Consider the following 20,018-nt stretch of genomic DNA (forward strand, 5'->3'; position numbering starts at 1 on the left):
ACCTGTAGGGCTTGAACCGGTTAGGGTAATAACCACAGGTTTATTTTCACTAGTACTAGAGGTAAAGTTGTTGGCAGTGGGTTTCTGAGTTGGTGGTGGAGGTGGGGGTGCTGCCTTGACTGTTATAAATACGGTGGCAATAGTACTATTTACTCCTAACCGGTCTGTAGCTCTATACGTGAAGACATCATGGCCTATAAATTGTCCATTTAGATCTGGTTGATATATTACAGTGTCTGGAATCTTGCCCTTAAATAGAATACCATTGATAGGTTGGTCCACCACACTAAATTTTAGCTTGTCATTTGGAATTGGATCGGTGCCAGTCAGGGTTATGGTAACATTAGCGTTTGAAGTCGTTTGAACACTTAGGTTCTTTGCAGTAGGTGGAGGAGGTGGTGGTGCAACTACTGTTATAGACACGGTTGCAACATTGCTCACTTCTCCTCGGCCGTCAGTCACTTTATAAGTAAAGCGATCATGGCCTAAGAATCCGTGATTTGGAGTATAAACTACAGTATCGAAGGAGTTACCGTCGGATAAATTGCCATTGAGGGGAAGATCTACTATACTGAACTTTAGAATATCATTTGGTATTGGATCCGTACCGGTTAGGGTAATAAGCGTATTATTATTTGAAGTAGTTTGAATCTTTAGGTTATTAGCAGTAGGAAGGTTATTCTTGGGCACAGTAGTAAATCCATCCACACTCAGTTCAGTTATGCTTGCCCAATTATTCTCAGTATTTCCGTTAACGGTTACTCTTACATATCTAGCTTCAATACTAGTAGGTAAATTGTACTTTTCGGCAAATAGAGTTGTTCCACTACTTTTTCCTCTAAACACTTGAGTGAAACTAGTGCCGTCGGTTGAAACTGAAATTACAAAATTATTTTGCCGCAGATTCCCTCTATACCATGCTATATCTACACTGCAAATTGTTTTCTTACTGCCCAAATCTGCTTGAATGAATGAACCAATGCCTAGGTTTGACCACCTAGTATTAAGATTATTGTCTTGCACATTTGTGGGTATATGTCCATCATTTCCCTTGGCTGCCACTCCGAGAATAGGTAGCTTCTTACAGTCTGTAGTGGAAGGTGCAAAGATCTGGGTTGCCTTCTGAAACATGCTTAGCTGAGCACTAGCCTTCTGAGTAAAATTAAGGTGTAATGCCCCGCCGCTCACCATGCTAAATAAGAGAGCAGTCATCAAAAACAGAGTCGCCACCCTCTTTAACCGAATACTCGTAATGTTTGGTATTATCGCTCCTAGCTCCGAAATTAGTTTCAATTGATGGAAGCAAAGACAACTAAGTATTTACACAGATTCGTTACTTGTACTACAAATAGGTATCATTAGTTTTGGCTATTATTATTTATTTGAAATAACACTCTTAACTATATACTTGAATAAGTGATCGTTATTCTATGTCCTTTCTTCATATCATAATACCTATCATCTTCTGTAGAAGCTTGAGATATTAGATCATTATCCTTAATACGAAGAGAAGAATCGATTAATCTCGATCAAAGATGGTTCACTCCACCTTCATGAACTAGCGGTTGTCATTAATCGCATTCAATCATATCGGAGTTTAAACGTTGACAATGCTCAATCACGGAATTTAACCCAATTAGATTATCAATACAGATATAATTATCTGGTAATCATGTCTACTTCTATCATAATGAACAATAATTGATACCAAATGATTTGATAGCAGATGGCTCATTTTGAGATCCGATAAATGGGTCACTTATGGTGAGTCCCCCTATAAAATGCCGATACAAAGCCTTCGCTTAGGAAAATGACGGGGTACCCAGTCAAAAGTATAGAAATTTAACTAGTTATGTACTATATCTAAGTGGTACTTGCTCAATAACATAATTGCAATAATTGCCATTTCCTTTATTACCGTTGGCGTTATCTGGGCCATAGGCAATTTCACTCATCCCTCAAAGGGATCTTCAAGCGCTCACAAGGGAATTTTATTGATTGCGCAAGATAATCTCTTTAATGGTACCAATCCAAAAATATTCGCGAGCGTGAACAAGCCTGAAAAGATCGATGTCTTGAATAAGGACTTTGTCAGGCACGATTTCATTGTAGATAAGTTGAATATTAATTCAGCTTACTTATCCTCTGATCAGGACTTCCCTACTGCAATCGCTTCGACCAAACCTGGAACCTTTGAATATTATTGCTCACTTCACCCCATGACAATGCGCGGAGAAATTATTATTAGACCCAGTTGAAATGTTTAAAATGTTAAGTCTAGATGACACTAGAAAGCGAGTGTACGTCATATAATAGCAGGGATTTCTGATATCCATTTGTGCTATAAGCCAGATTTTTCGAGTAATCATGAAAGTAACGATTGGATGGATATTCTTCTTGATGACTTGATTTAGACCTATATCTAGGATGATCTGAAGCATCTGGTGTGGGATATTGGCCGGTTGTCGTTCCCATTAAATATTCCAAAAGTCTGACAACACTTGCCTGACATGAATGAAATCTCACGTTAGGTCTGTCAGCAGTGTACTTTCGTGTAAAGTTTTGTGTGCAGCCTGTGCAGACATAGTTAATCTTGCTCTGGGCTTTTATTTGGTTTCTTGTGCTCATTAAGGGTGCGACACTGTGTTGCATTCGAATATAAAATTCGCTTAGAACAAAGAGTTTATTCGTTCAAAAAATTAATCGCATATACTACTTGGCGTCATTTGATATAGTAGTAATAAGACAATACTAAGGTAATGGTCTAGAATATTTGTTGAGTGGCTAATTAGGGCACGTTATATCAGAAATGGTCACTTCAGTGTCCTATATACATCATTATACTACTCTCCAAATGTTTTCTTTGAGAATAAACGTACGCTTTCCATATTCATACAATTATTCACAAACATTACAAAGAGATTACCGAAATAGACCCAACACGCCTTTAATCTATGTCATTTATATATAAAGCTCAAACAAATTCATCTAGCCGAAATTGCTAGATGATTTAGCTAAGAACCGTGTAGATTTCCAAAAGCCCAGAAAAGAAGGGCTCACATACATTGTAGACAGGTTTCAAGCTATTGACAGAGACAATTTCAAAATACTTGCTCCATTCGTAGACATGGTCAAAATTCATGGCGCACTGCCTCTCCTCACGCCAGATAGTCTTCTGAAAGATAAGATCAAAATGTACCACGATTTTGAGATAAGGGTATCTACAGGTAGTACGCTCACCGAATTTGCAATTCTGAATCATTCTGTTGATAGTCTTGCAAAACAGGCTTATTCCATAGGCATAGATGTCATAGAGATTGGTGAAAACAATTTGGACTTGAGTTTGGAAAATAAAAGAAAGATTGTAGAGGTCATAAGGTCAGTCAGTATTGATGTACAATGGAAAATAGGTAGGAAAGATCCTAGGCATCAATTAGATGCTGATGAGACGGTTGCCAAAATTCAGGATGCCCTTAAGCTAGGATCACAGAAAGTGATTCTAGAGGCCAATGATGGTTTCAACGTTGGGATATACGATGAAAGAGGTTCAATAAAATGGAATCTTGTAGGAGCAATAACTGCAAAGTTTCCACCAAACACTTTCATTTTCGAATCTCCGCAAGAATCTCAACAATCTGCCTTGATTGCAGAATTTGGACAGCGAGTGAATCTAGCGGAAGTTCATCCTGATTCTCTAGCTTCTGTTGAATCCCAGCGACGAGGGTTTCTTTCGAAGGCAGTCTTTAATGTATCATATTTGCGGAAAGATCCGGAGGGCGGACCAGCTGCCAAATTCATCTATTATATCATAAAGACTAAACACCCTATTGAACAAAGCGATTTAATAAGTCTCAGCCATCTACCAAGAAGGACAGTACAGGGAGCAATAGACGAACTGAAATTACAAGGATTGATAATATCAAGAAATAGTCTGGACGACGCTCGAAAGCGAGTGTATGTCCCGGTACATTCGGACTGGCTTTAATGTTTGGTTGATAAATTAGACGGGCGTATAATCTTGGACTTCTTGAAGGCAGTTAATTGACAATGGAATTATACTAAAATTCAGCATGAGAAAGTGAACCGTCGTGATTCACGTCTTATGAAATACTAATATACAGTTTCAAACATTATTCACTCACGTAAGTGTAAGGGCAAAAGGAAGGTTAATGAAGATATGCTGATCGTTCGCTCCCACACTGACTAATAAATTTCTCGTCTCCCTTTACGGAATACGACATTATGGAGATTACTATAAGCTGGCTATTGGATGAGCTGGACGAAGCACATAAGACAAGGGTAAAAGGTGATTGGTTAAGTAATTAAGAATGGTAGTTAACTCCCATTCACTGTCAATTGTTTTATGTTGTAAGTATCTCCTTGCATATTTCCTTGAAATACCAGCTTTACAAATCTTGCCGTAATAGGAGAGTTTTGTAGGTTAAATTGTTCCCTGCCTGATACCATACCAGTATTCTGAGCAGTGCCTTGGGGAACGTAATGAACCCCATCCGTTGATGTCTGGATGGTGAAAAAGTTAATTACCTTATCTCCATTGGCAAATGAAATATCCAAATTGCAAATTGCTTTCTGCTGCCCCAAATCTACTTGGATCCAAGACCCTTTTCCTGTGGCCGACCATGTTGGAGTTTGACTTACGTTAGTATCATTTCCATTGTTCAAAGCAGTTGTAAGTATGTTCGAGTTGTTAGTATTGCTGTCCGTAACTCCTGCTATTTTCAGCTTATCCTGGGTACAAGATGGATTTGAGCCCAAAGACTGGGTGCCAAACGAGTTGCCTTTGACATTTGCCAGGGTAGTAAATGACATATATTGATTTTTCGGAAATATAGCATGTACCTCAATCTCCCATAATCCTATTGGTCCAGACACCTGGAATGTGTTCGGACTTGTCTGTGTAAGAGGGTGTAACGATGGCACGTCCCCATCATAATCAATAATAAATGCATCTACCTTTGTAGGACGCTTATTGAAATGAAAGCTGATAGGTTTGCCTGTTTGTAATGTCAGACTAGCATTGTTATCTCCGGGTAGAGTCGGCAATTGCACTTTGTTTAGCTGTCCACCTTGGACTGAAATAAATGGAGACATTATAAATTCACGATTGTTATACACTAATCTTGCCGTCGGCGTTGTTGACACCTGATTTGGGTCTTGCATGTGAGAAACATGAAGGGCATTTACTGGGTGGAACAACAAAGAAGTACTTGGTGCCGAGATAGCGAAAACGATTACTACAGATAGTACGATAACTTTAATACTTTTTGCAGCTTTGACCTCTTTCAAATAAGAGATCTCCACTCCTTTTCTCATAGTAATATTTTGTTGTGCGAGTATTTACGTCATATTGAACTAACTACCAAAATAATAATAAGTATGAAAGATATCTACGTTAGCCGCTTTTTATATCCGATAAACGAAAGAAATGGAAGGCTGAATACAAAGTTGCCTAGCCCATCACTGTTTTGCATTTCTCAGGTATAATGGATATAATTTTTATCTAACTACCAATTAATTTAATTGGAAAATAATGAAGGCTCTAGCCAATCAACCGATTGTAAAGCGTACTTTTAGGAGAGTCACAGCTATCAGAAGCGGGCGAGGGTTCTCAAAGACTGAACTAAGAGAGGTAGGTTTGTCAAACATAAAATTTGCAAGGAATCAAGGCATAAGAATTGATGTGCTGAGAAAAACGAGCCATCAAGAAAATATCGAACAACTGAGGGGGCTTATAAGTTCGTTAAGTCGCTCCACTAAATCAGTTAGTGGAAAGCATACAGGTAAGAAGAGAACGGAGGGCAAAGAGGTCCCTAGTACCAAAAAGAAGAGAAGGGAGGGGGCAAAAAGAAGGGGGAGCAAAGAGGTCCCTAGTACCACAAAGTGACATTGGCTGACATTAGTTGAATATAAGTACCCATTTACCTATCAACCCAGGGTTATAGAATAGCCAAAAGAAATCACCGAAGCCATATTGTCTGTGTTAGCCTATCCTTAGCCACATTATTATAATACGAATCTGCTAAAATAATTTTATGCGCTTAAGATATTGGAAAATGGCTGCGGATGAACTTATTGACGCAAATTACCCCGTTGAAAAGGCCAACCATTGGGAAATCAAATGTACAGTAGAGGAGCACCGGCATTTTGGTGTATTTTGGTATAGATATGGGACTCCTTACGACAAGGAGCCGATTCATGGATTATCCCTTTATCATAACGAGATCCCTTTGAATATGGTCCAAGAGATCACAGAGTTCCTCCAGTCTAAAGCTGGGGGAAAGATTCTTTATAGAAAGAATAGAGCATTTCTACAGGGATCAAATGAATTCTCAGATCCAAGGGCAATAGCCAATCTTGCCAAGGAATTGAGCTCAAAGTTCAATGTACCCGTTGAGATCACGATCGAATTTGAAAAGGTGACACAAGAAGAACAAGAAAAGAATATTTTTAGACTACCATCTAATAAGATGCTGCCCATAGTAGGGCCCGATTAATTCCCGGGGCATACGATATTGATATTGTTTTATGCTAGTTATCGAAAGTTACTATAGAGCGAGCAACAACAAGCAGCACCAAACATGCATAGCTTTACTCTTAAACGCCCAAGGTTCCTCCTAAATATCTAAAATAATTAATCTTCATGAGAGCCTGTTATTAATAATATAATATTTTTGTGGAATTAATCTTTGGTAATGCCTAAGGTATATTCATTAAGGAAGGCTATGCTGCTGTACCGAACCCTAATTTTAGTACGATGATGTGAGATGGACACTGCTTTGATAGCGATTTCAATTTAGACATGCATCGATTACTTTACTTTACAATAATTAAAGACAATATTAAAGCCTATCAATACTTCAAACGAGATCGCACGGCCATACTTGTTAGCACCCGTAACTAAATAACGAACTGATAGATGCACAAGCGAAGTAGATAGGATAATCCAGAAACCCACTGATGAAGATGGAAAACCTACGGAGGAAGAAAATGAAAATGGTGGATATCCCTAACATCCTTTTTGTTCTTTTCCTTTGGAGTTGTTTTTGTGTGAGAAGGAATGAAGTTATTGTTTCTAGCAATCTCTGTACCGGACTAACTAATTATAAAAAAGAAAAAAGGTTTGTCGTACGAGTCCTTAGCTTTAAACGTTTATTTGTTTTAGGCTTTAAAGCTCACTGAATTCCGGTTTATGCTGGCTAATCATTTTACGCAGTCCTCTCATATAGTTCCGGGCAAATGTAGTTATTGGCTGCGAAGAGTACCATATGCAGCCAAGTACCTGACAGTCATGACAAGTACGTGCAATTTCCCATTGTGGCGCATCCCAAATCTCCTCGACATTTTTCTCAAGAAGATTATAAGTGTTATCCGGCGAATTAAATTTCCAGCATGGAACCATAACTGTTCCATTACTATTGACAAAGACGCTTTTCCAAACACCACATTCCTCAAAGATGCCTCGCCCATGTTCTAATATTTGTTCGAAATATTGTGCGGGAATCATTATTTGAGGTGAGCTGTGGTGTTTCATATATTCAAGGATACTTTCGCACACCTTTTCCATCCTTTGCCTATCAGGAAGGAGGGAAAAATCGACATCAGATCTGTCTTCGACAAACGTAAGTGAAACTGCGTTTGATCCCAATTCCTTGGCCTTGTCAAAATAAGTTTGATTAATGAACTCTTCGGTATTGTATTTTGTTATTACACTATTAAAGTAATGTGGCACTTGATGCTCTTCAAGAAGATCAAGGTTTTTCATTACTCTCTGAAATGTCTCATGTGATACACCACGAACTTTACAGTAAGATTCTTCAAACAACGAGTCTATGCTGCATGTAATGAATTGGACATAATTCCGAAGCTCAGCTAGGTCTATATTATGTATGAGGGAGCAATTGGTTATCAGCGTTATTGGTAGCTGGAGATCATGTAGATAACGAATAAGATTCATGAAGTCAGGTCGGCTGGTTGGTTCACCGCCCTCTACGATTGACCAAATGCAATACTTGGAAACCTTATCAAAAATTCCTTTCCATTGGTTAGTAGTCAGATCGTATTTTCTAGCAACGTTCAGTTGGCCCGCTTTATCAGACACACCAAATGGACACATGGGACAGAAGAAATTACAATAATGGGTTAGACTAAATACCGCTATTAACGGTCGTCTTCTTCCCATAATTCTATTCCCGGACCACTTTCCTAATAGTTTGAGTGTACGGATAGTGTCAACAACCATACATCGACCTTGGTGAAGACATACATATTAAGCGTTTACGGTGCTGGGAAGGTTTGATTGCCAGAACCGAAATTGTGAAACTAGGTAAAGAGATCTGAAACCATTTTGGCGTACGAAGTTTCGACTACATCGTGTGTTCTAATTATATTTGCACCGTTCAATATGCAGGTCAATTCCATTAAGGCTGAAGGTATCAAAAGATCCTCTGATGCTAAATTGAATATATTTCCTAAGAACGATTTTCTTGAAACAGAAATACAAATCGGCATTGAAAATACTTGGAGTCTCTTTAAGTTTGAGATGACTTCAATATCTCTGACGTACCATGGGAGGTCTGTCATTTTTGTAAAGAATGGGTTTTTTCCTGAGGCCCTGAAGAAGCCAATAGCTGGATCAATAATAATATCATCGGTGCATATACCGGCTTTTCTTGCAATGTTAATGCTTTCATTTAGGGTATTCATGGTTCCAGCAAAATGTCCGGAAACCGCCCCACTTTGGCCGCCGTATGCACTCACTATAACGTACGAGCCTGAGCGGGATATAACATCGGCCATTTTCTTGTCGTATTTTAGACCTGAAATGTCGTTGATGACATCAATACCCATGCTAATTGCCTCCTCTGCTACCTCGGATCTGAGAGTGTCTACCGAAATAGGTAGACTACAATCCCTCCTTACTGCTTCAATAGCCAATCTCAGCCTTTTAATTTCCTGTTCTACTGTGATCACAGTTTCAAGATAGGGTGCTGTTGACATTGCACCAATATCCACCATTTCCGCACCTCGGTCTTGCATTTCAGAAGCTGTTAAGGCGATTTCTTGTACTGTAGTTCTTATTGACTTTTTGTAAAATGACTCTGGGCTAACATTGATAACTCCCATAATCCTTGCTGGGACTCCCATCCGTATTTCGAGTTTGCCGATAGAGACCAAAGGATATGCTAATTGCCCGGAATATGAAAAGTTCGGGTTTTAATTATATATTGTTGAGAAATTGAAGCTTTGAACCCAACATCCTCACATTTGGAATTAGAGCCAGTGATGAATTTTAAATAAATCTTCAATTGGTTCATTTTTTATGAGTTTTATCAAGCCAAATGCTTGAGGCACGGAAAGCATAGGTTTATCAAAATGGTTATCAGTAGCAATCCGAGGACAGGCAACTTCTACAAATGCGTCAATACCTTTGAAGTTTTGAATTCCTTCATTGTCGAGATTAGTCATTGCAATCAACTGAACATTCCTTCCCAGATCTTCAAATAGCTTTTTAAGCTTAAGTGCCTCAATTTTTGCAAATTGGCCGTCCTTTAGACCAATAATAATACCAATGCGTCTAGCGTCTAATGCATTGTATATTGATAATATTGCCCTCTTCTTGACAATCTCAGCCTCTTTGTTGATTTGAAAATATTCTTCAAAATAAGGATCTAGCATATATGTGGGTTTTTCAGTTGACATCGCAATACTTATCGTATGAAATCTACTCTGACCAAGGAAAATATGTGCGTCGACAATTTCACGGATACCAAATGCAGGATAGAATTCACATCCAAAGACTTGACCATCGTTAAGTTGACCTTTGCCTTTGCCAATGATTACCTTGTACCCATATTGTTCAAAAATATTTTTCACGTTATGAAGCTGATTAAGGTGCTGACTGTCTGTCAACAGGGATAATGTTTTGTAGTGCTCCTTTTGAAGGGATGATGCACATTTTCTTGCGACTCTGTCAAAACTTATGTCATCGTAGGCATTAATCATAATTACCTTCTCCCCAAAGGCTTCTCTAGAAATAGTATGTCCTATGTTAAACAAAATGTCTACACCTAACATGTCAGCTGCATGGGTATTTAGATCACATGAACCCCAGCAAGTATCTCCTACTATGTAAGCTGGGATACCGAACTTTTCGGAAATATTATATGCGGTATCCTGGATTTTTGCGATAAGACCTACAGGCCCATTAAGCGCTACCGAATTGGGCCTTCGCGCCTTGATTATCTCACAGATTCTATTTTCATCAATTAGCATCAATTTCGTTCATTCCATTTTAGTAAAATCTTAACGATGAGCATACCTCATTTTAAGGCTTTGATTTGAGAGTTAACAATGCAATACTAGGATGGACTAAACGCTGAGAATAATGGCAGTCGCACACTGAACTTTAAAAGAGTTCATTCAAATAGTATCAACCAGTGGGGTAATCAAGAGGCAGAGGTTCTTTGGATTACAGTTACTTCTCATAAAGAGAAAGTCTAGAACACAGATTGCAGATGGTTAAAGGTCTTTGCATCATGTCTGATCTAAATTGATAGAATAGGAATTACTTAAAATCTCTGGCCTCTTTTCAATTCGTTTGTCCATTGGTAAAGAAACCGTTATTCTTTCGCGATTTAGGTCAACTATGAATTTGTATCTTTGTTCTTGGTTGATCGTACGAACTGTATGCTCAAATTCAATAGGACAAGATTGGTTCCTAAGTGATTCAGGTATTCGTGGCTCTAGATATATCCGATTTTTGACCATATCCAATCTCATTCCCAACATCATCTGCTGCATCGCATAGGTATACATACCTACAGACCATGCCTGAAGGATGCAGGAGTTAAAAGGTTCGGGCCGGTCGCCTCTGTATGTTTCAGCAAACATGGCGTTCTCAGCGTGTATCCGTTGTGCCATGCTATCAAGATAATATAGTGCCTGTTCTAGCCGATTCATCTTAAGTTCGCTAACAGCTGCCCAACCAGTAACAAGCGGCCAAACCGCGCCATCATGGTAAAGACTAGGGTGATATTTTGGATCTAGGTTACTCAGTGTCCTCACCCCCCAGCTTGTCGTCAGGTCACTTTTTTCGATCCTCGAAAGAACTGATTGGGCTTTAACTTTATCCCCAATCAAGCCGGTAAGGAGCATTACAAGTACATTTGGTCTTATGCTGGGATCCTTAGTACCGTCCCGTCTTATAGTGTCATAATAAAAACAGTCTTCACTATTCCAATATTCTCTCTCTACTTTGACCAGCAGACGATCTGCTGTTCGATTCCACTTCTCCTGATTATCATTATCTCCCACCATACTTGCCAGCTTGCTTCCAACCCTCAGGCTCTCATAGAATAAGGCTTGGACATCATTTGCGCTTTTTCGCCTGTCTATGTGATCCATCCATGTTGAATCTTGCAAGGGTAACTTTTCAGCAATGCCTGTAAAGCCATTTTCGACTAATCCATCTCCATCTATGTCCTTCAATAGTCCCCAATTCACGAGGTCTACAATTCGTTTCCACCTATTTCGTAGGTAAGAGATGTCGCCAGTTGCCAGCACGTATTCATATAACGCCCAGGGAAACAGAAATGTAGAATCAGCCGATCCGAATGTGCTGTTGTGCAAGAATGATTTACCACTAATTATCATAGGTAGTTCTCCTTTCATCGCGTATTTTGTTGTCTTCTTTGCCTGGTGAAGAAGAAAATTCTCAATTACTGCAATAGCGAAGGCATAATCTCCAATAGCAAGGTAACCTCTCAAAGACCACCCTGTATCTCTGGCCCAATAGTTTGGGAATCTAGGTAAACCCGCACATATTCCAGGCCCGAGCCCATCGTACTCTGCCTTTAGGTATTCCATGCTCATCTTTGCCTTTTCGAATGCTTTAAGAAGTTTCACTATTGTGGAATGTTGTTGATGACTTTGACTAGAGGGAGTGACGCTAAGAGTGGATGTGGGAATAGATTTAAAATGGTTCTGCGTATCCTCAAGAAGTTGCTTATAGTTATCCCTTACATGTGTGTATTCTCTTAGACAGTCTTCGGAGCTGGTAAACCCGCCGGTGGCTATCAAGGCAAGCTCGCACATATTGCCTGCTTCAACATCCACATCATATGAAATTTCCAAATCGTTATCAAAAGAATCCATTAAAACCCTAGACGGTCGCAGCTCCTTTGGCGCAACGCCAATCGTTCCGTAGAAATGTGCAAGATTTCTTTTTGCTGCAGTTTGGATTTGTAGACAATTTTCCTTCGTAAGGAGCTTAGAGGAGTTACTCTGAGAGATTGCTGCTAAACCATAGCTAGTAATGTTCCCATCAACGACAAAATGTATTCTAATTTTTCGCCTCGGTCTTTCTATTTTCTTTCTTGGACTTAGCCTGGTGTAATCTCCCCGATCCAACAATTCTAAGCCCATAACGAATCCCTTTGTATCTGGCGGAACGAATAATGTTCTTTTTACTTGCAGACCGGCCAGTTCATGTCTGGTATACAGGGCTCCATTTTCGTGCTTGGAAGATACCACAAAATTTGGTAACCTTTTCCGCACTCCATCGTCCATCGATATTTCCATCAGGATTCTACCAAAAGCTCTTGCTGGTGGAACGTACAGCCCCCCATTGTCGTATCTTGTTCCCATCCATGTCCAGTTAGCAGAAACATTGGCATTTGACGATCCTACAATATAGGCTTTTTTGCCGGAAAGAATCAAGGGGCTTGTGAAGTTTTTAAAGATAGTATCTTCGCTAGACATGTCAGATTCGGAATCGTCTACCATGTTAGAGGGAATGAAAATTTTTTCTCTATGGCTGCTGACATAGTCATTAAAATTAAAGGGAATTATAATTTGTTCAAAACCTTCTAGTTTACTCAATATTACAATTTTGTGCTTAGTACGTTCGTCCAAATCTTCATCTCTCATAATAAGAAACCTTGCGCTTTGAAACGGTTTGAACGGAATAGGACGATCCTCAGATAGCAAGGCTGCGTTGACAACATCTTCCGAAGTTGCGATGAAGATTGATTTTTTAGGAATTGGAATCTCATCGACATATATATCAAGTGACACAATGTTGCCTCCTAAGGGGACAGGAGGGTTTAGTAGCGAGAAAATAAACCCTTTAGATCTGTTATCTCCATTTACTATTGTGGCATTCTTTAAGCTACCATCGATATACGAAAGAACCGTGTGTGTTTTATCTAAAGTCCTAACCATTTAGCGCACCCTGGTTAACATCCTAGAAAAATCCTCTCGAAATACCTTAACCCGTCAAAATATAGAAGCAAGTATCGAAATTTTTTTGGTAAGCTAAAATATGCCGGAAGATTTTTCGACTCAGCTACCACAGTTTACCGTTTCAAACTAGGGTATTTTAATATTAATCTTACATAGCTTGACATGACTTAATAGCCTATGACATTAATTTCAAATTGATGGCCAGTAGCGTTGAGTGATTGCGTTATCTCACTAGAGACAGTCTTTGAACAGGTTTATTTTTAATTATGGTTTTAATTATGGATAAATATCCTAACTAGGATATTTAAATTGATTAATTAATTTTTCAAAAGCTTGAATTATGAGCTATAATACGGGGGCAGCCTGCCAGTACCACCACAAGTCCAAGACCCAGTCTCAAGCCTTACAAGATCCACCACGTAGACGTGCCAGCATGGCTACCCCGCCTTAGGGTTGCTCCCTCCCGGACCTCACCCATTTCAACGATTCACAGTCACGACCACGCCTTCACGTAGTGTGCTGCTCATAACCATCCGACACGGCATGATTTCATTTCCGCAATGCAAGCAGGCATCTCACACCTATGGATTTACCCGGCAGTTACTGATCCCAGCATAAAGCCGATTTCTGATATGGGGTACGGCTAGCACCCCGATCCTTCCTGCCTCCGCAGATACTATAAACAAGATACATTATATTTGCTTATCATTTATAGTTTCAACCGTCTTGAGTTTGGACAAATGTGATAGATTATTGTTGTAGATTGCATTATTTCTTTTAAGGAAATTTCATGTCACTTTAACGTCATTGTGGATTTATCAGAACTTTAAGAGTGCCGCAAACAGAACAAATCGGCTGTGTTGATTTTCTTCTACATATTTGACATTCATTAGAATTAGTTAATGAACCCATAGTAGACTCCTTTAGGGCTTTTGAGATTTTTGTGACCGTGTTGAAGGCATTATATTTAACGCCAGCATGCCTAGATTCGAGATTATTCAGAAACTCACGGATGTCTGACCTAATACTTTCCTTCATATATGGACACTGATCAGACTGAAATGGTATATCCCTCAGTAGCGCATAAAATGCTATTTCATGTTCATAAATTTCTACAAATGGCTTGACCTTCTTTATACCATTGGGCCCATACTGAACTGGCTCTGGGTACATCCAGCCGATCCTCTCAACGTCTCCAGATAGTAGGTTAATCAAGAAGGTTTGGAGATGGTCATCGAGATTATGAGCTGTTGCAACTACGGTGGCACCTGCTTCTTCTGCCATGATATCCATTAATCTCCTACGGAAGGTGCCGCACATGGAGCAGGATGTCATTTTATCAGAAGGTCTGTTTTCCGTAGCATCATCCATGTTTGTACCAAAAATTTGACTATAGCTAGAAATTTTATATTCTACTTTAATATGGGAACAAAAGTCCCGTACTATCTGTAAGGATTCCTCTCGATAGCCTGCTATCCCTTCATCTATGGTGATGGCTATTAGGTTTGTGCGGTTATGTTCCTCAAAGAACTTCTTTAGAACATACAAGAGAGCTAAACTATCTTTTCCGCCGGAAACAGCAATAGCCACCTTATCACTGTGGCCAAGCATGGAGAACTTTTGCATCGTCTTAGCAGTTTTATGTTCTATTGAGAACAAAAAGCACCCTTTACATAGGTACTCTCCAGAGTATGTCCTGTAATATACACTTGGACACTCGTGGCATTTAGTGCAGGTCTTTGACAGATTGATTGCAGACTATTATTTCTTTATTTCTTTATTTAGACACGATTCATCACAATGTTCATAACTTTATGGCTTCAAATTGGAACAAAAAGCATTTATGTATCGGTGTCGACATGATTTGAGTGTGCAACTCAACGATGAGCTTTTAGATGAAATTAACCTCAAAATTATAGACATTTTGAGCAAAGATTCCTCAACCACATTTGTTGAAATTGCTAGGAAGATCGGGATCTCTGACGCAACTGTCCATCTCAGAGTTAGAAGGTTGATTGCGGGCCGAATTATTAGTAAGTTCACAATTTCAGTGAATAACGGCCGATTAGGTTATGACCACCTGGCATTCTTGGGCATCAATGTAGAACCTGGTTTTGCAGAACCGGTTGTGTTAGGTTTATCAAATGTGGAAGCAGTTTTGGAAATTCATGAAATGCACGGTAGGTTTGATCTCATGCTGAAAATTCGATCGAAAGATTTGGAGGAAATGAGGGATACTGTGGTACACAAGATACGTACGTTACCACACATTTTGGAGATAGAGTTAATGGCTGTTTTAAAATCAAGGAAGGAAGAACAAATGGTTCCTTTAAAGAGTGATATAGCACAGAAAACCGAATCTGCGTTTGCCTAAAGCTTGTCAGAAAGAATTTCAGTGTTTTTGCTTCTCTTTCTTCGAAGCCTGCCACCAGTCAAGATAATCATCATGTAATTGGCTTCTTCTATTGACAGACTCTCTTTCTGCCTTATCTCGTAGTTCATCAATCTTTTCTCTTGAAGCAAATATCCCGCAACTCTTGCAGAAGAAATTCTTACTAACTGGATCAAATTTTAGCTCACCGCCGCACTCAGGACAGAAACTCGCCAACCACTTTATAGCGATCAAATTCCTAATAAAAGCATTTTGTAGATAGACTACCGGCCATTTGCAAACAAGATATTTAATTAATTTTGTCCATTGCTAGGCTCATTAGGATATTAAGCCTGGTGCATGGACTTGCATCGTCATCCTACATTGTAGCAGTCAGTTCGCCCGTCGATTGCCACGCACCAGGGAAGAAAGGTTAATGAGCCAGAAATTAAACTGTTGGGCTTCTTATGGACACAAGACTCTGATCCGCATCCACATTTACCTGCATTCCCGGCTTAATGACAATAAATGAAGTATTGTCAAGCTTATCTACTAGAGGGATGTTTGAAATTGCACAACCTGAGGCGGTGACAATGTCAGCCTTGCCCATACATATTATTGCTGCTGGTGCACACAGATTCATTTTCAATGAAAATATAGAATATGCACCTACACTGCTCCCAATGGAGCCTGGAAAAATCAATACAGTGTTTTTGACAGGCGATCCAAACAGCTCATGCTGATTATCCTCTACAATGCCATTCTCCTGGTTAATCATAGAAAGAAAATTGATTCGCTCATTTGTGATTAATGCAGCTCCGGTAGCATGGCCACCAACTATTTTTCTACAATTAGTACCTGCAATCAATTTTAATCAGCGTACTCCTTAACTATATTTTTCAAATCCTTTAACGATACTCCCAACTTATTTGATTTATTGAGGTAGTACGCTGCCTTAACACTATTTGTAACTACTGAATCAAAGTCGGCTCGAGTAATTAGTGGTGTTAGGCAAGCACACGAATCACACATGAACTCCCCACCTGCGCGCTCAATTTGATCAGTTACACCAAGCTGTTTGGCTTGATCATGAATCGCCCTTGCGCAGAATATTATACAACGTTTTTTTAGCTTTTTTCCCTGTATTAATTTTGTAAACAACTTCAGCTCATTTAATCCAAGCTGAGGGCTTCCTAAGACTATCAAGTCACCTGCATCTGCGGTATTAAGTTGTTCTTTAATCCCCAATAACTCCTCTTTCCCGCAAGAGATGATTTCTTGCTGTGTCCCGTCAACTTTAGTGAACATTCCACATGAACCAGATGTGCCCATCCCTGCAGAAAGAGCCTTTGCGTTTACTAGACTAATATTTTCTTTACCCTCGCTGAATGCTACACAATTATCTTCGACCGAGTTTCCCACAAAAAAACCCAATAAGCCATAGTCTAATTCTGAAGTAAGATCGAAGTCTGTTTTGATTGCCACTTTCGCATGTCTGAAACTTTCGATTTGGAGGTTTGAGTATGGAGTTTTCCCCGTTATCGCACTTGCAAGAGAGCTTAAACCGCTCTCTCTATTAGAGAATAATCCCAAGATCGAGTTTGCAAAGATTGCTGCGCTACTCTCACCAAAGCTCACCGGGCTTCCGTTGTTAGGAATATCAAAAATTTCGTATGGGATGCATGTAAATGAAGGGACTGCACCAAGCATCTCATATGATCTCATTATATCCATCTGCTTACTAATGAAACTATCAGGAATGTTGCCTAGCTTGTTCCTGTCAAAGCCTACAGGATTTACAGTGGTTCTTATTTTTACATGTGCGTTCTTGCTAAAACCTTCTAGGAAATTCATTCCACTATCTCCAATAGTGTTATAGTTCGCACCCGAAATATGAGCCCATTGCACCGGAACCAGCTTCTCTGCGTCTGTGGCTTCACCAATTGCGAGCAGGATTCGATATGCTGTAGATAATGATTCTCCACTTTCACCTCTTAACATATTTTCTTCCTCTCTAGTGAGTTCCATTTGAGCACATTAGAGAGCAAGGTCTAATAACTATTTCAGAACACTACCTCTCACTTTAAAGGGCCACATATAACACGATTATCAATAAATCAATAAATCAACTAGCCGCAGAAAGAGTAAAGGTACCATTTAGTTGTTGGCCGCATTCTAGATGCATACAAATAAGTCTGTCAATCTAGTCAAAAGAGTTATGGGATGAAGACAAGTGACTCTGTAAAAAACCTATTAGAGATATTGGGATATCCGTCTCTTTACCCGCCACAGCAACAAGCAATTGCTCATGGCTTGTTAGATGGAAAAAACTTGCTTATTACTACTCCAACTGCGAGTGGAAAGACCCTGATTGCGATAATAGCATCCATCAAAGCATTTGAGGAAGGAAAGAAAGCGATTTACCTAACACCTCTACGCGCCTTGGCTGCAGAAAAGTACCATGATTTCAGTATAATTAAGCAGTTAAATGGTCATGTCACGAATATCAATATTAAAATTGCTTCAAGCGATTTTAACTCTAGCCCCAAGAGATTAGGTGAGGCTGACGTTCTAATTTTAACCAACGAAAAAATGGATTCACTCATCAGGCGTGATATAAGTTGGATATCTAACGTCGGCCTCTTCATAGTTGACGAAATTCATTTAATTGGTGACCAAGATCGCGGTCCAACACTCGAAATGCTGTTAGCAATCATCAGAAAAATCAGTCCAAGGGCTCAAATTCTTGCACTAAGCGCAACTGTATCAAATTCTGAAGAAATCGCAGATTGGCTACGCTGCGATCTGGTACATACTAACTGGAGACCAACGCAGCTATTGGAGGGAGTTTATGAAGGAGGCACTACTGTGCGAATGAACGGTGGGAATAAGATCAAAATTCCGGGCTATTCCAATGCTGCTTTAGAAATCGCAGTGGACTCCATCCAGAATGGCGGTCAGTCATTGATCTTTGCGTCGACCCGGAAACGAGCCTATTCGCTGGCACTCAAAGCTACTGAAATAGTGTATAAATTCCTCAATAAAATGGAAAAGGAGAAGGCTATCAGGGCTGGTAGACAAATAAGGGCTAAAGGCGAGGACGTTGAACTAACCGCTAATCTTTCTGAAGTAGTTTTCAAAGGGGTAGCATTCCATCACGCTGGCCTAGGTACATCCGCTAGAGAGATAGTAGAACAAGCCTTTAAACAGGGGATTGTCAAGTTATTGGTTGCTACACCCACGCTGGCTGCGGGAGTCAATCTACCTGCTAGAAGAGTAGTCATTTCAGGCATCTTGCGATATAATTCAGATGCTGGAACAAATTTACCAATTAGCATTTTAGAATACAAACAATTGTGCGGTAGAGCAGGGAGACCAAAGTACGACGATATTGGAGAAGCAATAATTGTTGGGGAAAATGGACTGAGCCCAACAGAGCTTTACGAGCACTATATACTAGGTGAGCCAGAACCAGTTCAGTCTCAGTTAATGAACGAAAGGGCTTTGAGGATATACACCTTGAGTATTATCTCTACAATTCCCGGATTGAAGCTAGAAGAAATTTACACCATATTTGGTAAAACCCTTTCTGGCCAACAACATAATAAAACAATCATGAAAAGAAAAATTGATTCTACTCTACACTACCTTGAGGTTGAGGATTTAGTCAAATCAAAGAATGACAGGTATATTCCTACTAATTTCGGGAGGCAATCATCACTATTATACATTGATCCGCTTACGGCAGTAGAGTTCAAAAAAGCGATTGCCATGAGCACCCAATTCAAGCCAATTTCAGAAGATGGAGTTAGAATCCATACTCTGGCCTTCCTACAGCTAATATCGAGTTGTACTGATTTCTATCCTAAACTTCCTATGCGAAAGAGGGACTATGAGCTAATCACAACCTATGAAAACCAAATGAATGGATTATCCTGTGAGATTGGAGATTTTGAATATACCAGGAGCCTACTTGCACTATACGAATGGATCCACGAGGCCAGTGACCGTAACTTGAGTAATAGATTATCAATTGAGCCTGGCGACATGCATCGAATTGTAGAAAATGCGGGTTGGCTGGCAAGAGCGTTATATCAAGTTTCGAAGTTACTTAGGCGTGGAGACCTATTGAAAGAACTGAGTGAGCTTCAAATTAGGATAAAATTCGGTATAAAAAATGAACTGATCCCACTCGTGAGGTTAAAAGGAATTGGGCGGGTAAGGGCCCGCGCGTTATATGATGCAGGATTCTTAGACTTGAAGATGGTTGCTGAGGCGCCTGAGGCAAAGTTATCCAGCGTCTCAAAAATTGGGCCTAATTTGGCAAAGAGGTTGAAGGAACAGCTTAAGAAAGAGCCATTTTTAACCTCTTCCGCTTAGGCCC

The 20,018-nt window shown here is 39.7% G+C and carries 17 protein-coding genes and 1 other RNA gene; 6 read left to right on the plus strand and 12 right to left on the minus strand.

The window, feature by feature from the left end; genetic code table 11:
* The coding region (locus tag DYY65_RS02090) for an Ig-like domain-containing protein (RefSeq protein ID WP_201449265.1) at positions 1–1,212 on the minus strand (1,212 nt) is incomplete at its 3' end.
* Positions 1,213–1,874: 662 nt separating this feature from the next.
* Here DYY65_RS02090 and DYY65_RS02095 point away from each other — a divergent pair.
* Positions 1,875–2,258, plus strand: coding sequence for a cupredoxin domain-containing protein (locus DYY65_RS02095; protein ID WP_162476341.1), 384 nt, complete (start codon positions 1,875–1,877; stop codon positions 2,256–2,258).
* Positions 2,259–2,277: 19 nt separating this feature from the next.
* Here DYY65_RS02095 and DYY65_RS02100 read toward each other — a convergent pair whose 3' ends face one another.
* Positions 2,278–2,628 carry a hypothetical protein gene (locus tag DYY65_RS02100; RefSeq protein ID WP_162476342.1) on the minus strand — a complete coding sequence of 117 codons (351 nt, stop codon included), beginning with the start codon at positions 2,626–2,628 and terminating at the stop codon, positions 2,278–2,280.
* A gap of 370 nt (positions 2,629–2,998) precedes the next feature.
* Here DYY65_RS02100 and DYY65_RS02105 point away from each other — a divergent pair, with 370 nt between their 5' ends.
* Positions 2,999–3,985 (plus strand): phosphosulfolactate synthase, encoded by a 987-nt coding sequence (locus DYY65_RS02105; RefSeq protein WP_162476343.1) that lies wholly within the window; start codon positions 2,999–3,001, stop codon positions 3,983–3,985.
* Between the two features lie 350 nt (positions 3,986–4,335).
* Here the strand turns inward: DYY65_RS02105 and DYY65_RS02110 are convergent, their stop codons facing one another.
* On the minus strand, positions 4,336–5,307 hold the full coding sequence (locus DYY65_RS02110; RefSeq protein WP_162476344.1) for a discoidin domain-containing protein: 972 nt from the start codon (positions 5,305–5,307) through the stop codon (positions 4,336–4,338).
* A 244-nt stretch (positions 5,308–5,551) separates the two neighbouring features.
* Between DYY65_RS02110 and DYY65_RS02115 the strand changes: the two genes are divergently transcribed.
* Both DYY65_RS02115 and DYY65_RS02120 read left to right on the plus strand, forming a co-directional pair.
* Positions 5,552–5,905, plus strand: coding sequence for a ribosomal protein L13e (locus DYY65_RS02115; protein WP_162476345.1), 354 nt, complete (start codon positions 5,552–5,554; stop codon positions 5,903–5,905).
* A gap of 169 nt (positions 5,906–6,074) precedes the next feature.
* Positions 6,075–6,515 (plus strand): hypothetical protein, encoded by a 441-nt coding sequence (locus DYY65_RS02120; protein WP_162476346.1) that lies wholly within the window; start codon positions 6,075–6,077, stop codon positions 6,513–6,515.
* A gap of 671 nt (positions 6,516–7,186) precedes the next feature.
* On the opposite strand, the gene DYY65_RS02125 is transcribed toward DYY65_RS02120, so the two are convergent.
* The 6 genes from DYY65_RS02125 to DYY65_RS02150 all read right to left on the minus strand — a co-directional run bounded on the left by DYY65_RS02125 (position 7,187) and on the right by DYY65_RS02150 (position 14,922).
* Positions 7,187–8,260 carry a radical SAM protein gene (locus DYY65_RS02125; RefSeq protein ID WP_162476347.1) on the minus strand — a complete coding sequence of 358 codons (1,074 nt, stop codon included), beginning with the start codon at positions 8,258–8,260 and terminating at the stop codon, positions 7,187–7,189.
* Positions 8,261–8,340: 80 nt separating this feature from the next.
* Positions 8,341–9,195 carry a dihydropteroate synthase gene (gene folP, locus DYY65_RS02130; protein ID WP_162476348.1) on the minus strand — a complete coding sequence of 285 codons (855 nt, stop codon included), beginning with the start codon at positions 9,193–9,195 and terminating at the stop codon, positions 8,341–8,343.
* A 96-nt stretch (positions 9,196–9,291) separates the two neighbouring features.
* Positions 9,292–10,293 (minus strand): diphthamide synthesis protein, encoded by a 1,002-nt coding sequence (locus tag DYY65_RS02135; protein WP_201449267.1) that lies wholly within the window; start codon positions 10,291–10,293, stop codon positions 9,292–9,294.
* Between the two features lie 261 nt (positions 10,294–10,554).
* Entirely contained in the window at positions 10,555–13,242 is a 2,688-nt protein-coding gene (locus DYY65_RS02140) for an amylo-alpha-1,6-glucosidase (protein WP_162476350.1), read from the minus strand.
* Between the two features lie 377 nt (positions 13,243–13,619).
* Positions 13,620–13,930, minus strand: an RNA gene (gene ffs / locus DYY65_RS02145) — signal recognition particle sRNA.
* Between the two features lie 137 nt (positions 13,931–14,067).
* A complete protein-coding gene (locus DYY65_RS02150) occupies positions 14,068–14,922 on the minus strand; it encodes a TIGR00269 family protein (RefSeq protein WP_236561612.1) in 855 nt (284 codons plus the stop codon).
* A gap of 211 nt (positions 14,923–15,133) precedes the next feature.
* Between DYY65_RS02150 and DYY65_RS02155 the strand changes: the two genes are divergently transcribed.
* The gene (locus DYY65_RS02155; protein WP_162476351.1) at positions 15,134–15,637 is read left to right on the plus strand and encodes an Lrp/AsnC family transcriptional regulator; all 504 of its coding nucleotides are present in this window, start codon (positions 15,134–15,136) and stop codon (positions 15,635–15,637) included.
* Here the strand turns inward: DYY65_RS02155 and DYY65_RS02160 are convergent.
* From DYY65_RS02160 to DYY65_RS02170, 3 genes are all read right to left on the minus strand, one after another.
* Complete coding sequence (locus tag DYY65_RS02160; protein ID WP_162476352.1) at positions 15,634–15,831, minus strand: hypothetical protein; 198 nt, start codon at positions 15,829–15,831, stop codon at positions 15,634–15,636. The two genes, DYY65_RS02155 and DYY65_RS02160, sit on opposite strands and share 4 nt — an antisense overlap.
* Before the next feature lie 251 nt (positions 15,832–16,082).
* The gene (locus tag DYY65_RS02165; protein WP_162476353.1) at positions 16,083–16,502 is read right to left on the minus strand and encodes an aconitase X swivel domain-containing protein; all 420 of its coding nucleotides are present in this window, start codon (positions 16,500–16,502) and stop codon (positions 16,083–16,085) included.
* A gap of 2 nt (positions 16,503–16,504) precedes the next feature.
* Positions 16,505–17,662, minus strand: a complete 1,158-nt coding sequence (locus DYY65_RS02170; RefSeq protein WP_162476354.1) for an aconitase X catalytic domain-containing protein — start codon at positions 17,660–17,662, stop codon at positions 16,505–16,507.
* A 195-nt stretch (positions 17,663–17,857) separates the two neighbouring features.
* On the opposite strand from DYY65_RS02170, the gene DYY65_RS02175 reads away from it, so the two are divergent.
* Positions 17,858–20,014, plus strand: coding sequence for a DEAD/DEAH box helicase (locus tag DYY65_RS02175; protein ID WP_162476355.1), 2,157 nt, complete (start codon positions 17,858–17,860; stop codon positions 20,012–20,014).
* Positions 20,015–20,018: the final 4 nt, after the last annotated feature.

The sequence above is a fragment of the Nitrososphaera sp. AFS genome (genome assembly GCF_009898475.1).
Classification (GTDB): domain Archaea; phylum Thermoproteota; class Nitrososphaeria; order Nitrososphaerales; family Nitrososphaeraceae; genus Nitrosopolaris.

What these genes read in the sequence shown, in the direction of transcription:
- DYY65_RS02100 (WP_162476342.1), bottom strand. Translation starts at nt 2,628, where the DNA reads ATGAGCACAAGAAACCAAATAAAAGCCCAGAGCAAGATTAACTATGTC.
- DYY65_RS02115 (WP_162476345.1), top strand. Translation starts at nt 5,552, where the DNA reads ATGAAGGCTCTAGCCAATCAACCGATTGTAAAGCGTACTTTTAGGAGA.
- DYY65_RS02120 (WP_162476346.1), top strand. Translation starts at nt 6,075, where the DNA reads ATGGCTGCGGATGAACTTATTGACGCAAATTACCCCGTTGAAAAGGCC.
- DYY65_RS02125 (WP_162476347.1), bottom strand. Translation starts at nt 8,260, where the DNA reads ATGGTTGTTGACACTATCCGTACACTCAAACTATTAGGAAAGTGGTCC.
- DYY65_RS02135 (WP_201449267.1), bottom strand. Translation starts at nt 10,293, where the DNA reads ATGCTAATTGATGAAAATAGAATCTGTGAGATAATCAAGGCGCGAAGG.
- DYY65_RS02140 (WP_162476350.1), bottom strand. Translation starts at nt 13,242, where the DNA reads ATGGTTAGGACTTTAGATAAAACACACACGGTTCTTTCGTATATCGAT.
- DYY65_RS02170 (WP_162476354.1), bottom strand. Translation starts at nt 17,662, where the DNA reads ATGGAACTCACTAGAGAGGAAGAAAATATGTTAAGAGGTGAAAGTGGA.
- DYY65_RS02175 (WP_162476355.1), top strand. Translation starts at nt 17,858, where the DNA reads ATGAAGACAAGTGACTCTGTAAAAAACCTATTAGAGATATTGGGATAT.